Genomic DNA, 16,569 nt, shown 5'->3' on the forward strand with positions numbered 1-16,569 from the left:
GTGCCTCTCCCGATGGGATGGTGGATTGGATGGGAGCTAGGCGGCAGGTCTTTGGCCCGCATAGCTGAAGAGCGCCGCGAGCGCCAGGCCCGCGATCAGGGCGATGTGTTCCATGAAAACGTTCATCTCGGCGAAGCGCGCCGCGCCGGCCAGCTTCCAGAAGCCGTGTGCCAGGCAGGTCGCGAAAGCCGTGAATATCGCCAGGGCACCCGCTCCCAACCATGCGTGGCGATTGCAGACGATCGCGACCGATCCGCCCAGTTGCACCGCCAGGACGAGCGCATAGAGCAGCCACGACGCGGGCAAGCCTGTGGCATGGAACTCTTCCAGGGTTGCCTGCGGGTGAGTGAGCTTGTCGACGCCGCTCCACCAGTACGGCAAGGTCAGGCCGATGCGTGCGAACCACACTGTCGCCGGCGCCCTCAGGATGACGGCAACGATGGCCGGCATACCGATGGCATACCGCGGCGCATTCACGCTCATACTGCCCAGCAAGCGCATCCGAGCGCACCCCAGAACGACTTCAGGTCCGGCTCCGATACCGGGAGCGTGGCCGACCAGGCCGTCATGTGGTCGTGGCCGTGGATCGAACAGGCACGGGCGCAGCTGCAGGCATTCGCGTGGCTTTGCCGCACCACGGCGGAGCTGGCATCGTCCCAGGCTGCGTAACCGCCGAACATGCGGACGGGCGACCAGTCCGGCATCGCCGGCGGCAAGGGATCCTCATCCAGGTGCCGGAAGCTTCCGGCCGCGAAGACGATCTTGCCGCCGACGATCGTCAGGTCCGAGGTCATATCGGCAATCTCGCTGTCGGCGCAAGCGAAGTAGTCGCGGCAGGGCACGATGAGGTCCGCAAACTGCCCGACCTTGACCTGCCCTTTCTTGCCTGCTTCGTTTGAAAACCAGGTCACGTGCTGGCTCCACATGCGCAGCGCTGTCTCGCGATCCAGGCAATTGCGCTGCGGATAGAGGCGGAGACCGCCCACCGTCATGCCGGTGGTCAGCCAGGCGAGCGAAACCCATGGGTTGTACGACGCGACGCGCGTGGCATCGGTGCCGGCCGAGACCTTGATGCCCTTCTCCAGCATCATGGCGACCGGAGGCGTGGCAGCGGCGGCGGCCGCACCGTACCGTTCGACAAAGTACTCGCCCTGATAGGCCATGCGATGCTGCACGGCGACGCCGCCACCAAGTGCCGCGATGCGGTCGACGGAGGCCTCCGAGATCGTTTCGGCGTGGTCGAAGAACCAGTTCAGTCCCTGCAGCGGAATATCACGGTTGACCCGCTCGAACACGTCCAAGGCGCGGCTGATCGTCTCGTCGTACGTCGCATGCAAGCGCCACGGCCAGCGATTTTCGGCCAACACGCGTATGACATCTTCCAGTTCCCCTTCCATGGCATCGGGCATATCGGGACGCGGTTGCCGGAAGTCCTCGAAGTCCGCCGCCGAATACACCAGCATCTCGCCGGCGCCGTTGTGCCGGAAGTAGTCGTCGCCTTGCTTGTACTTGGAAGTCCTCGTCCAGCTGAGGAAGTCGTCCTTTTCCGCCTTCGGCTTCTGCGTGAAGAGGTTGTAGGCCAGCCGGATCGTCAGCTGGCCGTCTTCGGACAGCTTCTGGATCACGGCATAGTCCTCCGGATAGTTCTGGGAGCCACCGCCCGCGTCGATGGCGCCGGTAACGCCCAGCCGGTTGAGCTCGCGCATGAAATGGCGGGTGGAGTTGAGCTGGTAGTCGAAGGGCAGCTTCGGCCCTTTCGCCAACGTCGCATACAGGATGGCGGCATTGGGTTTGGCCAGCAGCAAACCCGTAGGATTGCCTGCCTTGTCCCGCTCGATATGAGCCCCGGGCGGCTCCGGCGTGTCCCTGGTGTAGCCTACGACCCGCAACGCCGCCGCATTCAGCAGCGCGCGGTCGTAGAGGTGCAGCAGGAACACCGGCGTATCCGGTGCCGCCGCGTTGAGTTCGGCAATGGTCGGCAGGCGCTTCTCGGCAAACTGGTGCTCGGTGAAGCCGCCGACGACACGAACCCATTGAGGTGGCGGCGTGATCGCGACCTGCCGCCGCAGCATGTCCATCGCATCGGCAAGCGAACGTACGCCGTCCCAGCGCAACTCCATGTTGTAGTTCAGGCCACCGCGAATGATGTGCAGATGGTTGTCGATCAACCCTGGCAGCACGCAACGACCGCCGAGGTCGACCTTTCGCGTGGCGTTGCCCGCCGAACCCAGCACGCTCGAATCGTCGCCCACCGCCACCAGTCGTCCGTTGGCGATGGCGACGGCGCTCGCCCGCGGCTTGTCCGGATCGAGCGTGGCAAAACGTCCGTTGTACAGAAGCAGCTCCGGTTCGGTATGCGTATCGCTCATGACGCTGGCTCCTTCTTCCTGGTTGTCGCAGGTGGCTGCGTGCCCTGCGGCGACTGTGCGACGCGATGTGGTTTGACCCGCCGGGTTACCCCGCCGCCACACTCGCCGAAGTGATCGACGTGGTCGCCAGGCGGGATCCGGTGCTGGCCTCTGCGCGGCCAAGTTGCCCCGACCGCCGATGGCTCACTTTTTCGATGAAAGCCCAATCTGTCTTTTGAGTGGAAATCGACACGAAGCCTTCTCCTTGGCTGCCAGCGGTCCGTATCGGACGACCAAGCCGCACTAGCCGTTTTCGAGCAGCGCGACGACGCCTTGGCCGCCATCGGCGCACACGCTGACGATTGCCTTGGATGGGCGCGGCATGGCTGCAAGCTCCTTGACCGCCTGACTCAAATCGCGGGCTCCGGTGGCGCCAAATGGATGGCCAATCGCGACCGATCCACCGTTCGGATTCACCCGCTCCCAGGGGAAGCGGCCGAAGTCACGGGTGACGTGCGTCTTTTCCGCAATCCATCCGGGCTTCTCCAGCGCGGCCACGTTGGCCAGCACCTGCGCCGAAAAGGCTTCGTGGATCTCCCATAGCGCGATGTCCTCGAAAGACAGGCCATGCCGGTCGAGCAGGCGCGGAATGGCATACGAGGGTGCCATCAGCAATCCTTCCTTGTGGAAATCGACTGCCGCGATTTCGTAGTCGAGAAGCCTGACCGTCGGCAAGTTCGCGGGCAGCCGCCTGCGCCCCTGGTCTGACATGACCCACAGGCCCGCCGCGCCATCGGTAATGGACGACGAGTTGCCGGCAGTCAGCGTGCCGAGGCCGCTCTTGTCGAAGGCTGGCTTCAATGCGGCGAGCTTTTCCAAGGAAGTGTCCGCGCGCGGATTCGCGTCCCTGGCCAATTCCGGCAGCGCTATCACCAGGTCACCGAAGAATCCGCTTTCCCAACCGGCAATGGCTTTCTGGTGGCTGCGGTAGGACCACTCGTCCTGCGCCTGGCGGGATATGCCCCATTGCTTCGCCGTCTCTTCCATGTGATCGCCCATGGTGCGACCGGTGATGCGGTTGGCCCAGCCTTTGGTGGGAAGGTTGAAATCCGTCGCTCGCAGGCTGCCCAATGCCGCCACCGCCTGCGCAGGGTCGGTGGCAAAAAGCCCGAGCAGGCGATCGTTGGCCTGGCTGGTCAAGCCGAGCGACGGGCGGCTCATGACTTCCGAGCCGCCCACCATCACGACGTCGACACCCGGGCCGATCGTGCCGGCTGCCGAGAACGCAGCCGTCATGCTGGTACCGCAGGCCAGGACGACGGAATAGGCCGGCACGGCGGCATCCAATTTCGCGTCCATCCAGATTTCGCGCGCGAGGTTGCTCCACCCCAGGTTGGGGATGACCGATCCCCACAGGAAAAGATCAGGCTTTCGGCCCGCGACTTGTTCGGCCATCGCGCGAACGACGGGTACGGACAAGCTCAATGCGTCATAAGCGGCCAGCGCACCGCCGCCGCGTCCGAAGGGAGTACGAAGCCCGGGGGCGAGATAAACAGCTTGCTTGAAGCGTGTCATGAGTCGGTCCTTTAGCCGCAATGCCGCACCAGCGGGTCTGGCGTCTCAAATCTGGAAATGGCTCATGTCTTGACGAATTCCGTCTCGATCAGGAGGGTCACCTCATCCGCCTCCAGAGGCACCCATTCTCCGACGCCGAATTCGGAACGCTTGAAAGTCGCCTCACCCGAAAAGCCCATCCGCCCATGGGTGAAGCCCCGATAGACGACGCTCAGGGATACCGGCTTCTTGACCCCGTGGAAATCCAGGACGCCATCGACGGAAAAGTGATCTCCCGTGATCGTGATCGACGACGACGCAAATGTGATGGATGGGTATTTGCCGTTTTCGAAAAACCGGGTCGCAATTCTCTTGTCGAAAGCCTGGTCGCCGGTGTCGACCGATGCCGGGTCGACGGAAATCTGCAGATTCGAAGCGGTCGCACGAGTGGGGTCGAATGAAAATCCGCCGCTGACTGCATCGAAACGCAGCGTGTAACGCGACAGGTCCATATGTGCGAGCTTCGCAGTGACCGAGGTGTGATGCGGATCGAGCCTGTAGCTGCCTCCCGTCGCCGCTGCCGGATCCCTGGTGAGATTGAGCGTTTTGTACTGGGCCGAAGCGCTCGCATCTTCGGGAGAACCATGGCCCTGCTGGAACGCCGTCGCAGCCGTTGTGAACAGCAGGAATGCGGCAGCGATGGCGACGGAGGCGTTGAAGCTTTTCATCTTCGATCCTAAGTTTTGGTAAGGGCCACGTCCCAGGCACGGCGACGGTGCGCGCTCGCAATTGCGACCACGACGTCACGGTCTCGAACTTGTTTCCGTTGCTCTCGGATGTCCGCCGCTCGTTATCGAGTCGCTGCCCAGCAGATGGCCATTGACGACCGTGCCGTAGGCGGAATTGGAACTGTTGTGAAAGCGCTGGCGCGTTTCGGCGACGGAACCTGTAAAGCGCGGGTCCTGCGGGCGTTCTTGGCTGTCCATGAACGTGGCCACGTCCCAGGCGTCCTGCACGCTCAGGCTCCCGGCCAACCCGAGCGGCATGTTGGCGCGAATGAAGGCCGCGGCGTTTTCGAAGCTCCCCATCCCTGCGCCCCAGTTGAATGAATCGGGGCCCCACAGCGCCGGGAAGCCGGGGCTTCCATCATTGGCCTGACGCCCCGTGCCATGAGCTCCATGGCAAAGTGCACAGTTCTCGTCGTAGACCTGTTGTCCGCGTTTGTAATCTGCGGGCATCGGCGGTTTGTCGAGTTTCGGATAGCCGCGCCCGGCAATGTCGGGGTCTACGCGTGCTCCCCTCGACATCCAATAGGAATAACTCTCCAGCGCGACCAATACCTTGTCTCCCAACGGAGGCGCCTTGCCATTCATGCTGAAGCGAAAGCAGCCCTGCAGTCGTTCTTCGAACGTATTGACGTGGCCATTCTTTGACCGATACGCCGGGTAGGACACATAGGCTCCCCACATGGGGGCGGAGTTCGCCAGGCGTCCCGCATCCAGATGGCAATTGCTGCAGCGGAGATCGTTACCCACATAGGCACTGGCGTGGTGCGCGGGATCTTCGAAAATCTGCTCGCCGAGGCGGACCATTTTTCCGAAGTCGTCCTTTGGCATCGCGTTGAGAGGCGGAGGAATGAAAGCGGAACGCTTGCTGTCGGATGGCGCCTGCGGGGAAGGCGTCGACGCAACGGCGGCCTCCGTCCTTGGTGTGGCATTGCTTACCTTGGCCCTTGTGGATGAGACGTACGCCACCGCGCCGGCAAGGAACAGGGCCGCAGCCGCGGCAATGGAACGGGCGATCGCACTCATGGCTGAACATCTCGCGTAGCGGGCTGCGCCGCGAAATAGGCGGAAACGCCGCGAATGTCGGACTCGGACAACTTGGCGGCGATACGGGGCATCAATCCCATCGGTCCCGCAGGTCGCGCGCCGGCTTTCCAGGCTTCGAGCTGGTTGGCGATATACGTCGCCGATTGCCCTGCGAGCGGCGGGAAATCGTCGCCGATACCGACACCGCGTCTACCGTGGCACAGCACACATGCAGGAAGCCTATCGTCGGCGCGTCCGTGTTCCGCCAGCTCTGCCGCCGCTGCGGGATCGGAACCGGCAGGCTGCGGTGACGAGGCGGGTACCGGGAGCTCGGAATAGTAAGCGGACAATGCACTGACCTCGTCCGGCGACAACGCTTTCGCTATGGAGGACATCACCGCGCTGTTGCGCTGTCCGTCGGCGAGCGTTTCGAGCTGTTGCCGGAGATACCGTGCGGGAAGGCCCGCGAGGCGCGGAAAAGCAGCCAGGCCGTTGCCTTGGCCCTCCGCGCCATGACAGCCCGCGCAGGGCGGAACTCCGCGCTGCGCATCGCCCTGGGCTGCGATGGCCTTGGCGCCGGTCGCGGTCGCTCGGGTGTCGCTCGCACGAATACCCGGCGCAGTCGTTGCGAGGCAAACGCCCAAGAGCATCCAGGCAGCCGGATACCTGTCAATTCGCAGCAGCATGATCCGTCCATCCGTACCTGACGAAGATGCGGCGACCTTCGGGCCCACCGAGAAATTCAAGGAAAGCACGTGCATTGGCCTGCCGTTCGCCCTGGTGGGTAAGCGCCACGCCGCAATCCCGATAAATCAAATAAGGCGGCGACAGCGGGACCACATCCGCCACGCCGGGATGGGCTACCGCCCAGATGGGGAAGATGATCCAGGCATCGATCGAAGGCTGGGCCTGCCAGGCGTTCAGCGCTTCGGCACTGTTCGATGCGTAGCGCACGATGTGCATGCGAAAGGCACGGACGGCGTCGACGTTTCCGCGCGCACCGGCAATGTCTTCCCACATGCCGACCTGCCCTGCCCCCTCCACCACCATTACCTGCATGCCCGGTTTGAGCAAATCTTCGAAGCCGTGGATGTGCCGCGGATTGCCAGGCCGGACCAGAATCCCTGCGGGTCGGACATAGAGGGGATTGACCGTGGCCGTATCGATCACGCCGGCAAACTGCGCCAGAAATCCACTCATCATGTTTTCCGAGCCGCTGTAGATGATGTCGCCGTTCTTTTGAAAATCCGCGCCCCACTTGCCCGTCGGCCCGGCGACCACTTCGACATCGATGCCATGGGCGTTTCCGAACACCTTGGCCGCCTCGCGCATGGCGGGCGCCGGGCCGCCTGGGCCGTATACGTGGAGAACGTCGGCTGCGCTGGCAGCCGAACTCGATGCCAGGGCGATCAGGCCGGAAAACAACAATGACTTAAACATGAGCCGCTCCCATGGCGACGTCGACGGTCGAGGCGTTCAGGGCGAACGTGGTGTATAGCGTTTGAATCCGAAGCGCTCGAATATGGCCAGGCTTTGCTCGGATCGGATGAAGTCCAGCCAGCGGCGGGCCGCTTCAGCGTGGGCCGTACTCTTGACGATTGCCGCCGCGTAGATGGCCGTCGTGTTTTGCGATTCGGGGATCGCAACATGGCCGATGGGATGGCCGATCTGTTCCTGGAAGACGGCTTCCGACTGCCAGGTCACGCCGGCGTCGACGCGCCCTTGCATGATCCAAAGTGGCGTCTGGCGATGATGGATGTGTGTGAGCTCGGTCGTGCCTTGCTTGACCTTCGATTCGTAGATCGTGGTTTCGAGCCGTTCGCCACCGGCCTTGTCCAGGGAGGCCTTGATCTGCCGCGAGATGCCCTCGAACTCCGGGTTGGGCATCGCAAGCGTGATATCGGGCCTGCCCAGGTCGAGAAGCCCCGTAATGTGCTTGGGGTTCCCCTTCGCGACCATGATGGTCATGTCATTGGTGGCGTAAGGTACGGCGGGCGACTGCAGGAGCCCCGCGTCGACCTGCTTCTGTACGGCATTCAAACCTGCCAGATAGACATCGGGCTTTGCCGTCCACGTCATGTTGCCTACGGTCACGGTGCCACCGGCCTTCATTTGATCGACCAACAGCCCGGGCGGAATGGTTTCCCAATAAAGCCGCCCCTTGTATTCGGGATACTTTTCCTCGAAGGCTTTCACAAGCGGTGCCATGGCAAAGAAATAATTGCCGCCGACGTACAGCACCAATGCAGGGTGAGCGGGGTTGCCGTGGAAATCGGCAAGGTTGTCGGCGTCCGGCACGGTAAATTCGAAACCCCGATCGACCGCATCGTTGTTCTGGCCATGCTGCCATGGTGGACTCTGCACTTGAGCCGACTGCGTCGCCTGGGCGGCCCCATCGAGCGCGAGAGCGCTCGTGGCCGAGCAGGCCAGCGTCAGGGCGGCAGCAAAAACCATCTTGATGTGCATGCATTGCTCCTGGCGGGCGTGATGATGACGCCCTTGGCAAGGCCAAGGACAGAAGGCGGATGCCCTCAGAGTTGAACGAGGGAATAGCCCTGGTGTTCCAATGTCGAAATAGTGGTGAGCGCCGACAGTGAGATCGTCACGCTCTTGTCCACCCAGTCGTACTGGTACTTGTGCTCGGCCACGGCCTGCCCGCAGACGGCAACATCTACACCGGCATCGCGCAATTTCCGGATGAGCGGCAAGTTGGGATTGGGCACGCCGTACGCCGCCTTGTAGTGCGCGTCGTCCAGGACCAGTGGCGTCGCAGGGCCGTAGGCGACGGCCACGAATTTCAGGTGGTTCAACGGCACGCCGGATTGGGTATACAGGTTGATCGACCGCGCGACGCGGTCAAGCGATGCGTTGACCTGGCTCGGTGATTCGGCTCCCACCGACAAGGCGAACACGATGCTGTACGTCTGGTCAGGCTGGGGGCGATAGGCGGAATCCGGAAGCCAGTGGATCTTTCCGTAGGGACTGATGGTCGGATTCGACCAGAACTCCGTCGCGTCGGCCGCGTGAGTGACGCCGCCCTGGGCGGCAACGCCCATCGCCATCGAAAGGGCCAGTAGTTTGTTCATTTTCATGAAATTTCACCTTTGCTGGAATTTTGGAAAAGCCATCCGGGGCCGGCAGCCACAGCGGAAAACTATCCAAGGCGACACGGCGCCTCTTGTTGAAAAGCCCCGTAATTGCCGCAATCGGATGCGCCGGTGACACGAGTTTCGATAGCGCTGGCAGCACGCAGTCTTCGGTCATCGATGAGTCAGTGGCTCTGCACGGCAGTGGCGTTTGGCGGCCACACCCGATCGTCCTGCGCGGCATCAAGGGCCGCCTTTTCTTCCAAGATTCCGATCCACGACAGGCTTAGCCTGGGGTTCTGCGTGCCTTCGCGCCGCCGCGGCATGGCCTTTCCGGAATGACGGCCATCCCCATACCGACCAGTACCCGAAGGGACGGAAATGAACTCATGAAAGACAACGGTTTGATGACGATCGACAGCAATGGCACGACGCCGGAAACGCTTGCCCGCCTGGCTCAGGCCATCGAGAAGACCGGCATGGCGATCCTGGCCAGGGTCGATCACGCCGCCGCTGCCCATGCCTCGAATTTGCCGCTTCGGCCCACCGAGGTTTTCATCTTTGGCAATCCGCGCGCCGGCACCCCGCTGATGCAGCTCGATCAAAGGGTCGGTATCGATCTGCCGATCAAGGTCCTCGTGTGGGAAGACGAGTTCGGCAAAACCAAGGTCTCGTACAACACCATTTCGTGGATCGCCTCCAGGCATGACCTCGGACCTTCGACGGGGGCTGTCGTAAAAGCCATGACCGCCGCCATTGAAACGGTCGTGGCCGAGGCGGCAGCTCGACCCGTGCAGGCAAACCCGGCTTTCTGAAGGCCGGGATTCGTTTATGCGGTTTCGCTCATGCAGCGCGTGGTTGCTGTGCTGCTCATTGAAGCATCGGATGCGGCTTCATGGCGCACCCAACGCCGCACTGTGGTGAGTCAAGGATCGTCGCTTTGCACAAGATCCGGGGCGCCATCCGACCTAGCCTGTTCCCCGCAGGCGACGTCTTTATGGAGGCCGTCCCGCCTCACCTGATTTTCGATTCCGCTATCGATGAGGAAGCCTCATGCGAGACGACACGATCCCAGCGGGTGGCCTGCTTACCGGCATGGTGTTTGCCGAAGGCGAGCGTCCCGTGTTCAGTCCTGGCGACAAGGCACGCATTCTGGCGCGATCCCCCGTTGGGCACTATCGCGTACCTACCTACATGCGCGGCAAGTTTTGCACCGTCGAGAAGATTATCGAGCCGGCTGCGGTCGACAACGAAGAAGAAGCCTTCGGTCGCAATGCGGGCTCCAAGCGACATTACTACCGGGTAGCGGTGCCCATGTCCGAGTTGTGGCCGGAATACAAAGGCCCGGCAACGGATGGCCTGCGCATAGAAGTCTACGAAACATGGCTTGAAAGGGTTCCGGCATGAGCGCTCACGATCATTCTTCGCCACACCCGGAGCCGGCCGCTCCGCAGCATGGCGGCGACTATGAAATCATGGAAACGGCGGTGCGTGAGCTGCTCGTCGAGAAGAAGCTGATCGGTCCCGGCGAGATACGCCGGCAGATAGAAGTTCTCGATTCGCGCAGTCCCGCGCTGGGCGCCAAGGTCGTGGCAAGGGCATGGCTCGATGCCGGATTCAGGGGCCGGCTGCTCGAGAACGGGCGGCGCGCGTGCGAGGAACTCGGCATCAGTTTCTACGACGACACGCAACTCATCGTCCTGGAAAATACCGAGAGCGTGCACAACCTCGTCGTATGCACGCTGTGCTCTTGCTACCCGCGTCCGGTTCTTGGCCTGCCTCCCGACTGGTACAAGGTGAAGCCCTATCGCGCCCGTGCCGTATCCGAGCCGCGCAAGGTGCTGGAAGAGTTCGGCACGCACATCCCCGACAACGTCGAAATCCGGGTAAGCGATTCGACTGCCCTGGTCCGGTACCTGGTGCTTCCCCTGAGACCCGAGGGGACCGAGGGCTTCTCGGAAGAGGACCTCGCCGCTCTCGTGACGCGCGACGCAATGATCGGTGTCGTCGCCGCGAATCCCCCCACACGGAGTGCCTAGCCATGCCCGAAACCTACCAATTCGTCAAAAGGCTGCCGAACGATATCGGTGGCTTGCAGGCCGACGCCGTCCAGCAGACGGACCACGTGCTTCTCCCGTGGGAGAAAAGGTGTCACGCGCTGGCCGATGTGCTCGATTTCCACAAAATCATCAACACCGAAGAAAAGCGCCGGGGCGTCGAGGCGTTGGGCGCCGACCTGGTGGGGAAGCTCAGCTATTACGAGCGCTGGATCGTCGCCTTCGCGAACATTCTCTTCGAGAAAAGGATTCTTTCGCCGACGGACCTGGCGTTGAAGATGGACGAAGTCGCTGCGAGACCACGAGACTGACGTGCCCGCGTTCAAGACGAAAACGTGCTTCTTCGAAAAGGATCCGTCAGTCGCGTTGTACAGGCGTGCGCTATCCGAGGCCGTCGGCACGCTGCTGCTCGTGTTCTGCGTGGTCAGCGCCGGGATCGAGGTCCAGCGCATAACCTCCAACCATCTGGCCGTGCAAGCCGTGCTCGCTTTCGTCACGGGCGGCGTTCTATGCGGGTTGGTGGTGGCATTCGGCAATTCGTCGGGCGGCCACTTCAACCCCTTGATCACGGCTCTGCAGTGGTTGAGTGGCGATCGGGATATTCGATGCACGATCGCCTATGTGATGAGCCAGTGCGCCGGTGGAGTTCTTGGTGCGCTGCTCGCCAACTTCCTGCTTTCAGGGGAACGCCCGGCAACCTACCCGCCCGCGGACCTCCTGCATCTGGCGATCGCCGAGGCCATCACCACGGCCGGCTTGATGATCGTCATTTTCGGCTGCATGCGTGCGCAGCGGGCGATGACGGGGCCGTTTGCCGTGGCGGGCTGGTTGACGGCCGCCCTTCTCGCCTTTCCCACATCCTTTATGAATCCGGCCATCGTGCTATCCGCCACATGGGCCGACGGGATCGTGGCACTTCCGTTGTCACGCGCGCTTTTTCTGGCGCCGGCCGAGATCGTGGGAGCCGTGACCGCTCTGGCCGTCATCACGGCTGCCTATCCGCGCTCGAAACAAGCCGCAACAGACAGCCTGCCTACCGACGCGTAGCTCACAGCTCGACGCCCCCCGTTTCGGCCGCCCCAGCTGGCGGCCCTTGACCGGCCGCTGGAACGCTCTCATGAAAAGCATCGTCAATCCCCCGGGGAACGCCTCCTCCATCCAATGCGGCGTCGATCCAACGCACACCAGGATGAGGCTGATCGTCATGTATGCCTTCCTGCTGCTATTCAATCTGACTTCGTGGGTCTGGGCGATACTGGCTTTTGGACACAGGCCCGACCTGCTCGGCGTCAGCCTGTTGGTGTATGGCCTGGGACTGCGCCACGCGGTCGATGCCGATCACATCACGGCGATCGACAATGTGACCAGGAAGCTGATGCAGGACAACAAGCGCCCGACGTCCGTAGGGTTCTGGTTCGCCATCGGCCACTCGTCCATCATCGTCGTCGTGGCCCTCATGGTGGCGAGCGCCGAGCATTATCTGTCGCGATTTGATGCGCTCCGTTCCATCGGAACGCTGGTAAGCACGTCGATATCGGTCGTGTTTCTCATGGCAATCGCCGTCATGAACGTGACCATCTTTTTCTCCCTGTACAGGAACTATCGAAACCTCAAGCAAACGGGACGCTATCAGTCCGAGAAGATCGAAAGCCTGCTTGACCAGCGAGGATTTCTCGCCAGGATACTGACGCCGTTGTTCCGGCTCGTCAGCAAGAGCTGGCACATGGTCTTTCTCGGCCTGGCATTCGGACTGAGTTTTGACACGGCCACCGAAATCGCCATGTTCACCGTCTCCGCGAAGCAGGTTGCCAGCGGCGTTTCCCTGGGAACCATCGCCGTTCTTCCCCTGCTGTTCGCCGCGGGCATGACGCTGGTGGATACCACCGATGGCGTGATGATGCTGAAGGCCTACGAATGGGCTTTCATCAACCCGATTCGAAAGATCTACTACAACATGACCATCACCTTGGTCTCCGTATGCATCGCCGTATTCATTGCGGCCGTGGAGGCCATGGCCATGCTGGCAGACAAGTTCTCCCTAGGAGGTGGCATATGGAAAGCCGTGCAAGGCATCGAGGATCATTTCAATGCATTGGGCTTCTCCATCATTGCGATCCTCCTCGCCGTGTGGATGGTTTCATACCTGGTCTCCCTCTCCAGGACACGGGGCACCGCCGGAATCACGCCGTAGCGCGAACCGGGGTATCCGCCCGTACGCATTCCTTTCCACGGCATACCATGCGTGCATTTCTCGAGCTCCAGGCGCCAAACCCACGAACTTTCCTTTCGTGGGTTTTCCTTTCAAAACTGGACAGATGAAGGTCGGTTCCGGGCCGAGCTCCTGCGCAAGACTTCCTCGAGCGTAGCCAACGCGAATGTGGAAATTTCCGGGATGGCTTATCCCGCCAGGATCCCATGGTGCGACGACGGAAGATTCGATCGCGGAAAGCTCCAGGACCGGAACAAAAGCGAGAAGTCGCCCTGCCAGGCTCGCAAGACGATGCACTCGAATCCACGCAGGGCAGCAAGACGTCGGCCGCCCAAGCGGTAGCGCGCGCCACTGCCGCTCAATACCCTGCCACCCAAGACATCAGAACCTGTATGTCGCGCCGATCTGGCCGTAGCGACCCATGTACGAGTACAGCGATGGATCGAAGTATCCGCGGTTCACATAGGTCCACGATGCATCGTACGGCGGGGCACGATCGAGGATATTGTTGATGCCGGCATAGAGCTTCCAGTTCCTGAAGCCGCCGTAGCTGACAAGCAGATCGAGCTGACTGTACGACGCGACGTTGGGTCCGGAAACAATTTCCTGCGCATAAGGGCCGGTGAATTGCCAGGTCAGTGTCGTTGTCCATTCGCGATGCGTCCAGCTCAACTCAGTATTGCCTTTCCAGCGCGGGAAGGCCCCTCCAAACACCGTATCGTTCGCATCATTGTTTCCCGCCAGGTCTGCCGCGATGCCGTTGATGGGCATCTTGAAGCGCCGCACGTAAGCCCAATCGCCCGACAGGGTGAAGGTTCCGATCTTCGTGGGGAACCCCTGTTTGAACGTCGCCTCGAAGCCGTCGGTACGCAAGTACGCCAGGTTCTCGTACCCCAGGTAATAAATCGTCTGCCCTGGATTGGCATTGACTTCCGCCACGATACTCGGCTGGCCTATTACCTTGGTGACATCGATCTTGTACCAGTCAAGGCCGACATCCGTGCTGGCCGTCGGTGACAATTGGAATCCGACGTTGTAATTCTCGGTGTGCTCGGGCTTCAAGTCAGGATTCCCGACGAAATATTCGTCGACGTTCCGGGCACCTACGGGCTGAGAGGTCACGCTCGCCGTCTGATACAGTTCGATCAACGTTGGCGCACGAAAACCGCGGTCATACGAAGCGTATACCGTCAAGGCATTCATTGGCTGATAGCGCAGCGCAAGACGGGGTGAATAGACTCCGCCAAAATTTCCGTAGTAGTCATAACGTCCCGACTGGCTGAACGTCAATTCGCTCAGGAGCGGAACATCAATTTGATAATAGGCGGCAGCCATATTGCGTTCGCCATTTACCGCCTGGGTGAATGGATTCACAAAGCCGGTGGAGCCGGGAGCTATATATTCGCTCTGATGCTGGAGCTGAACGCCGAAGCCCATGCCGACGTCTCCAGCAGGCATGCTGAGCAGGTTTGATGTCGACGCCGTTGCATCCAGCGTGTCGAGCTTGGAAACGCCCCGGTCACGTGAAGCGCCGAGCACTCCCGGCAAGTCATCGAGGGTTTCAGCGCTAAACGTGGCGGGCGTCACCTCGTTGGTGTAATCCAGAACCGCTGACGCGTTAACCTGGCTGGTAAAGGTATTCGATACCTCGCTTTGCGAATGTCCGTAGGAAGCGGACCAGTCCCAATCGCCGAAATTTCTTGTGCCAAACGAACCTTTCACGCCGGATGAAAAACGATAAAAAACTGAGGTGGTGTCCCAGTCCTGCGCGTCCGGGAAATAATATGTCAGCGCGTTTCCGCCAACCGTGGGCGAGAATGCAGTGAATCCGCGATCTGCATAGTAGAACGATGGCACCAATGCATCTGTACCGAAGCCGGCGAGTCCAGACGCGAGCGAAGTGGTGTTGTAACTTGCCCATAGGTCAGCAAATGCCACAACGTAAACGCCGAGCTTGAAGTCGGCGTGCACTTTGGCGCTTGTATGCTCTACCTGTGGAGCGAGTGACTGGGCTTTGGCGCCGTTCTGGGAGCACACCGTGCCGGGCGTCTGGGTCTGCAGGTTATTTGCCGCAGATGTCATCAGGCCGGTCGGCCCGCATGGACTCAGTGCCTGCGGGCCCGAAGCTGTCGTGAAGAAAGAACTGGGCTGAGCGAAGAGGCCGCCAGGCAGCTCAGCGTAGTTTTCATTGCTCGTCATACCCCGTTGCGCGAGGGTGACGCCGCTGGCGTGATAGACATCAAGCGCCGCCGTCACATTGAAACGGTCCACATTCAAATCGCCGATGCCACCCAGCAGGCTGAAGTTCGTCATACCCTGGCCACCATGCTGCGCGCCCCCAAGGCTGCCACCGAGCTGAAGGCCCTGGAAATCCTTCTTTGTGATGATGTTGACGACGCCGGCAATCGCGTCCGAACCGTATTGCGATACCGCACCGGTTTTGACAATCTCGATGCGGTCGACCGCATTGATCGGCACCGTATTGATATCGAAAAATGTATCGGTGCCTCCAACTCCAAACGCGTAGGGCGCGGCACGCTGACCGTCTATCAGCACGAGGCTGTATTTCATGCTCATGCCGCGCAGCGCGATTCCTGCGCCGCCTGGCGCCTGGTTCATCAGCACCGTGTCCTCGCCCCAACTGCTAGCAGAATTGGCGCTGATGTCTCGAAGAAAATTCGACACCGTGGTGGCGCCGCTACGCTGGATGTCATTCTGCGTGACCGACTGAACCTGGTTGAAGCCAGTCCTGTCCGAACTGCGGATGAGCGAACCGGTCACCTCGACCCCTTGCAGCTGGGTAACCTTATCGCCGGATGGTCCCGTGGTCGCAGCGCCGGAAGGCACGGCCAAGGTCGACGCTGCCGCCGACACGCTTGCGGAAGCGCCCTGCAGGCTCTGCGCCAACACGGGCGCAGCAAATACGACCGATGACGTCAACTGGGCCAGGATCATTTTCTTGATGACTGCCATCCCCTTTTGCTCCATTTTCGACTCATCGCTTCTCAAGGATTAAGGCGGCGAATGCCGCTTCGAGAGCCGCGCCCACGTCGAGGCCGCGTCGGTGGAAAGACCTGACAATCCACGGGTTCGCGCTATCTCACGAACTGATGCTGCCGACGCGGTTGGCGACCTTCATTGCGGACTGAAAGGCTGCTTGCGCGGGTGTCACCACGCTAACCACTCGACCGACAGGGCGCGTCATCCTTTCGAGGAGGCGGCAATCGTTTCGAAGGAGGTGTGCCAGCTACCCCTGAAGGGCTACGCCTTGGTGTTGGTCTGGTCCGTATCGACCGCTGCTGCGTATTTCATCGATACCAGGGGGAGCGCTTTATAGAAGCTCACGCCGCGATACACGGGCGGAAGATCTCCAGCTACCGAGGAAAATAGGCCGCCCGCGTGGCTTCAGCCATCGAAAACCGTTCCAGCGTCAAGAATCGCTTTAACGCGCAAGAACTGGCATGAACTCTCCGGGACTCTGGCTACGTCGGCCTTTTGTCATGG

At 61.3% G+C, this 16,569-nt stretch carries 16 protein-coding genes; 6 read left to right on the forward strand and 10 right to left on the reverse strand.

Annotated elements, in window-relative coordinates; genetic code table 11:
- Positions 1–36: 36 nt before the first annotated feature.
- From ISP25_RS22320 to ISP25_RS22360, 9 genes are all read right to left on the reverse strand, one after another.
- Complete coding sequence (locus tag ISP25_RS22320) at positions 37–501, reverse strand: DoxX family protein (RefSeq protein WP_404611822.1); 465 nt, start codon at positions 499–501, stop codon at positions 37–39.
- Complete coding sequence (locus ISP25_RS22325; RefSeq protein ID WP_404611824.1) at positions 480–2,369, reverse strand: amidohydrolase; 1,890 nt, start codon at positions 2,367–2,369, stop codon at positions 480–482. Before ISP25_RS22325 ends, ISP25_RS22320 begins: the two co-directional genes overlap by 22 nt.
- 282 nt (positions 2,370–2,651) lie before the next feature.
- The gene (locus ISP25_RS22330) at positions 2,652–3,923 is read right to left on the reverse strand and encodes a thiolase family protein (protein ID WP_404611826.1); all 1,272 of its coding nucleotides are present in this window, start codon (positions 3,921–3,923) and stop codon (positions 2,652–2,654) included.
- 62 nt (positions 3,924–3,985) lie between these two features.
- Positions 3,986–4,630: a YceI family protein gene (locus ISP25_RS22335; protein ID WP_192157447.1), complete on the reverse strand. Its 645-nt coding sequence runs from the start codon at positions 4,628–4,630 to the stop codon at positions 3,986–3,988.
- A gap of 75 nt (positions 4,631–4,705) precedes the next feature.
- Complete coding sequence (locus tag ISP25_RS22340) at positions 4,706–5,713, reverse strand: c-type cytochrome (RefSeq protein WP_404611828.1); 1,008 nt, start codon at positions 5,711–5,713, stop codon at positions 4,706–4,708.
- A complete protein-coding gene (locus ISP25_RS22345; protein WP_404611830.1) occupies positions 5,710–6,399 on the reverse strand; it encodes a c-type cytochrome in 690 nt (229 codons plus the stop codon). The genes ISP25_RS22340 and ISP25_RS22345 overlap by 4 nt, the downstream gene beginning before the upstream one ends.
- On the reverse strand, positions 6,383–7,153 hold the full coding sequence (locus ISP25_RS22350; protein ID WP_404611832.1) for a substrate-binding domain-containing protein: 771 nt from the start codon (positions 7,151–7,153) through the stop codon (positions 6,383–6,385). The genes ISP25_RS22345 and ISP25_RS22350 overlap by 17 nt, the downstream gene beginning before the upstream one ends.
- 36 nt (positions 7,154–7,189) lie before the next feature.
- A complete protein-coding gene (locus ISP25_RS22355; protein ID WP_404611834.1) occupies positions 7,190–8,179 on the reverse strand; it encodes a substrate-binding domain-containing protein in 990 nt (329 codons plus the stop codon).
- A 65-nt stretch (positions 8,180–8,244) separates the two neighbouring features.
- The gene (locus ISP25_RS22360; RefSeq protein WP_225578345.1) at positions 8,245–8,805 is read right to left on the reverse strand and encodes a DsrE family protein; all 561 of its coding nucleotides are present in this window, start codon (positions 8,803–8,805) and stop codon (positions 8,245–8,247) included.
- Positions 8,806–9,188: 383 nt separating this feature from the next.
- Between ISP25_RS22360 and ISP25_RS22365 the strand changes: the two genes are divergently transcribed.
- The 6 genes from ISP25_RS22365 (at position 9,189) to ISP25_RS22390 (ending at position 13,047) form a co-directional block, all read left to right on the forward strand.
- Positions 9,189–9,614, forward strand: coding sequence for a DUF302 domain-containing protein (locus ISP25_RS22365; RefSeq protein ID WP_404611836.1), 426 nt, complete (start codon positions 9,189–9,191; stop codon positions 9,612–9,614).
- Positions 9,615–9,852: 238 nt separating this feature from the next.
- Positions 9,853–10,206 (forward strand): SH3-like domain-containing protein, encoded by a 354-nt coding sequence (locus ISP25_RS22370; protein WP_404611838.1) that lies wholly within the window; start codon positions 9,853–9,855, stop codon positions 10,204–10,206.
- Positions 10,203–10,838: a nitrile hydratase subunit alpha gene (locus ISP25_RS22375; protein WP_192157439.1), complete on the forward strand. Its 636-nt coding sequence runs from the start codon at positions 10,203–10,205 to the stop codon at positions 10,836–10,838. Before ISP25_RS22370 ends, ISP25_RS22375 begins: the two co-directional genes overlap by 4 nt.
- 2 nt (positions 10,839–10,840) lie before the next feature.
- Positions 10,841–11,167: an SH3-like domain-containing protein gene (locus tag ISP25_RS22380; RefSeq protein WP_192157437.1), complete on the forward strand. Its 327-nt coding sequence runs from the start codon at positions 10,841–10,843 to the stop codon at positions 11,165–11,167.
- 1 nt (position 11,168) lies between these two features.
- Positions 11,169–11,903, forward strand: coding sequence for an aquaporin (locus ISP25_RS22385; protein ID WP_192157435.1), 735 nt, complete (start codon positions 11,169–11,171; stop codon positions 11,901–11,903).
- 70 nt (positions 11,904–11,973) lie between these two features.
- The gene (locus tag ISP25_RS22390) at positions 11,974–13,047 is read left to right on the forward strand and encodes a HoxN/HupN/NixA family nickel/cobalt transporter (RefSeq protein WP_225578343.1); all 1,074 of its coding nucleotides are present in this window, start codon (positions 11,974–11,976) and stop codon (positions 13,045–13,047) included.
- 399 nt (positions 13,048–13,446) lie between these two features.
- On the opposite strand, the gene ISP25_RS22395 is transcribed toward ISP25_RS22390, so the two are convergent.
- On the reverse strand, positions 13,447–16,038 hold the full coding sequence (locus ISP25_RS22395; protein ID WP_404611841.1) for a TonB-dependent receptor: 2,592 nt from the start codon (positions 16,036–16,038) through the stop codon (positions 13,447–13,449).
- Positions 16,039–16,569 lie beyond the last annotated feature (531 nt).

The organism is Rhodanobacter hydrolyticus (assembly GCF_044904645.1).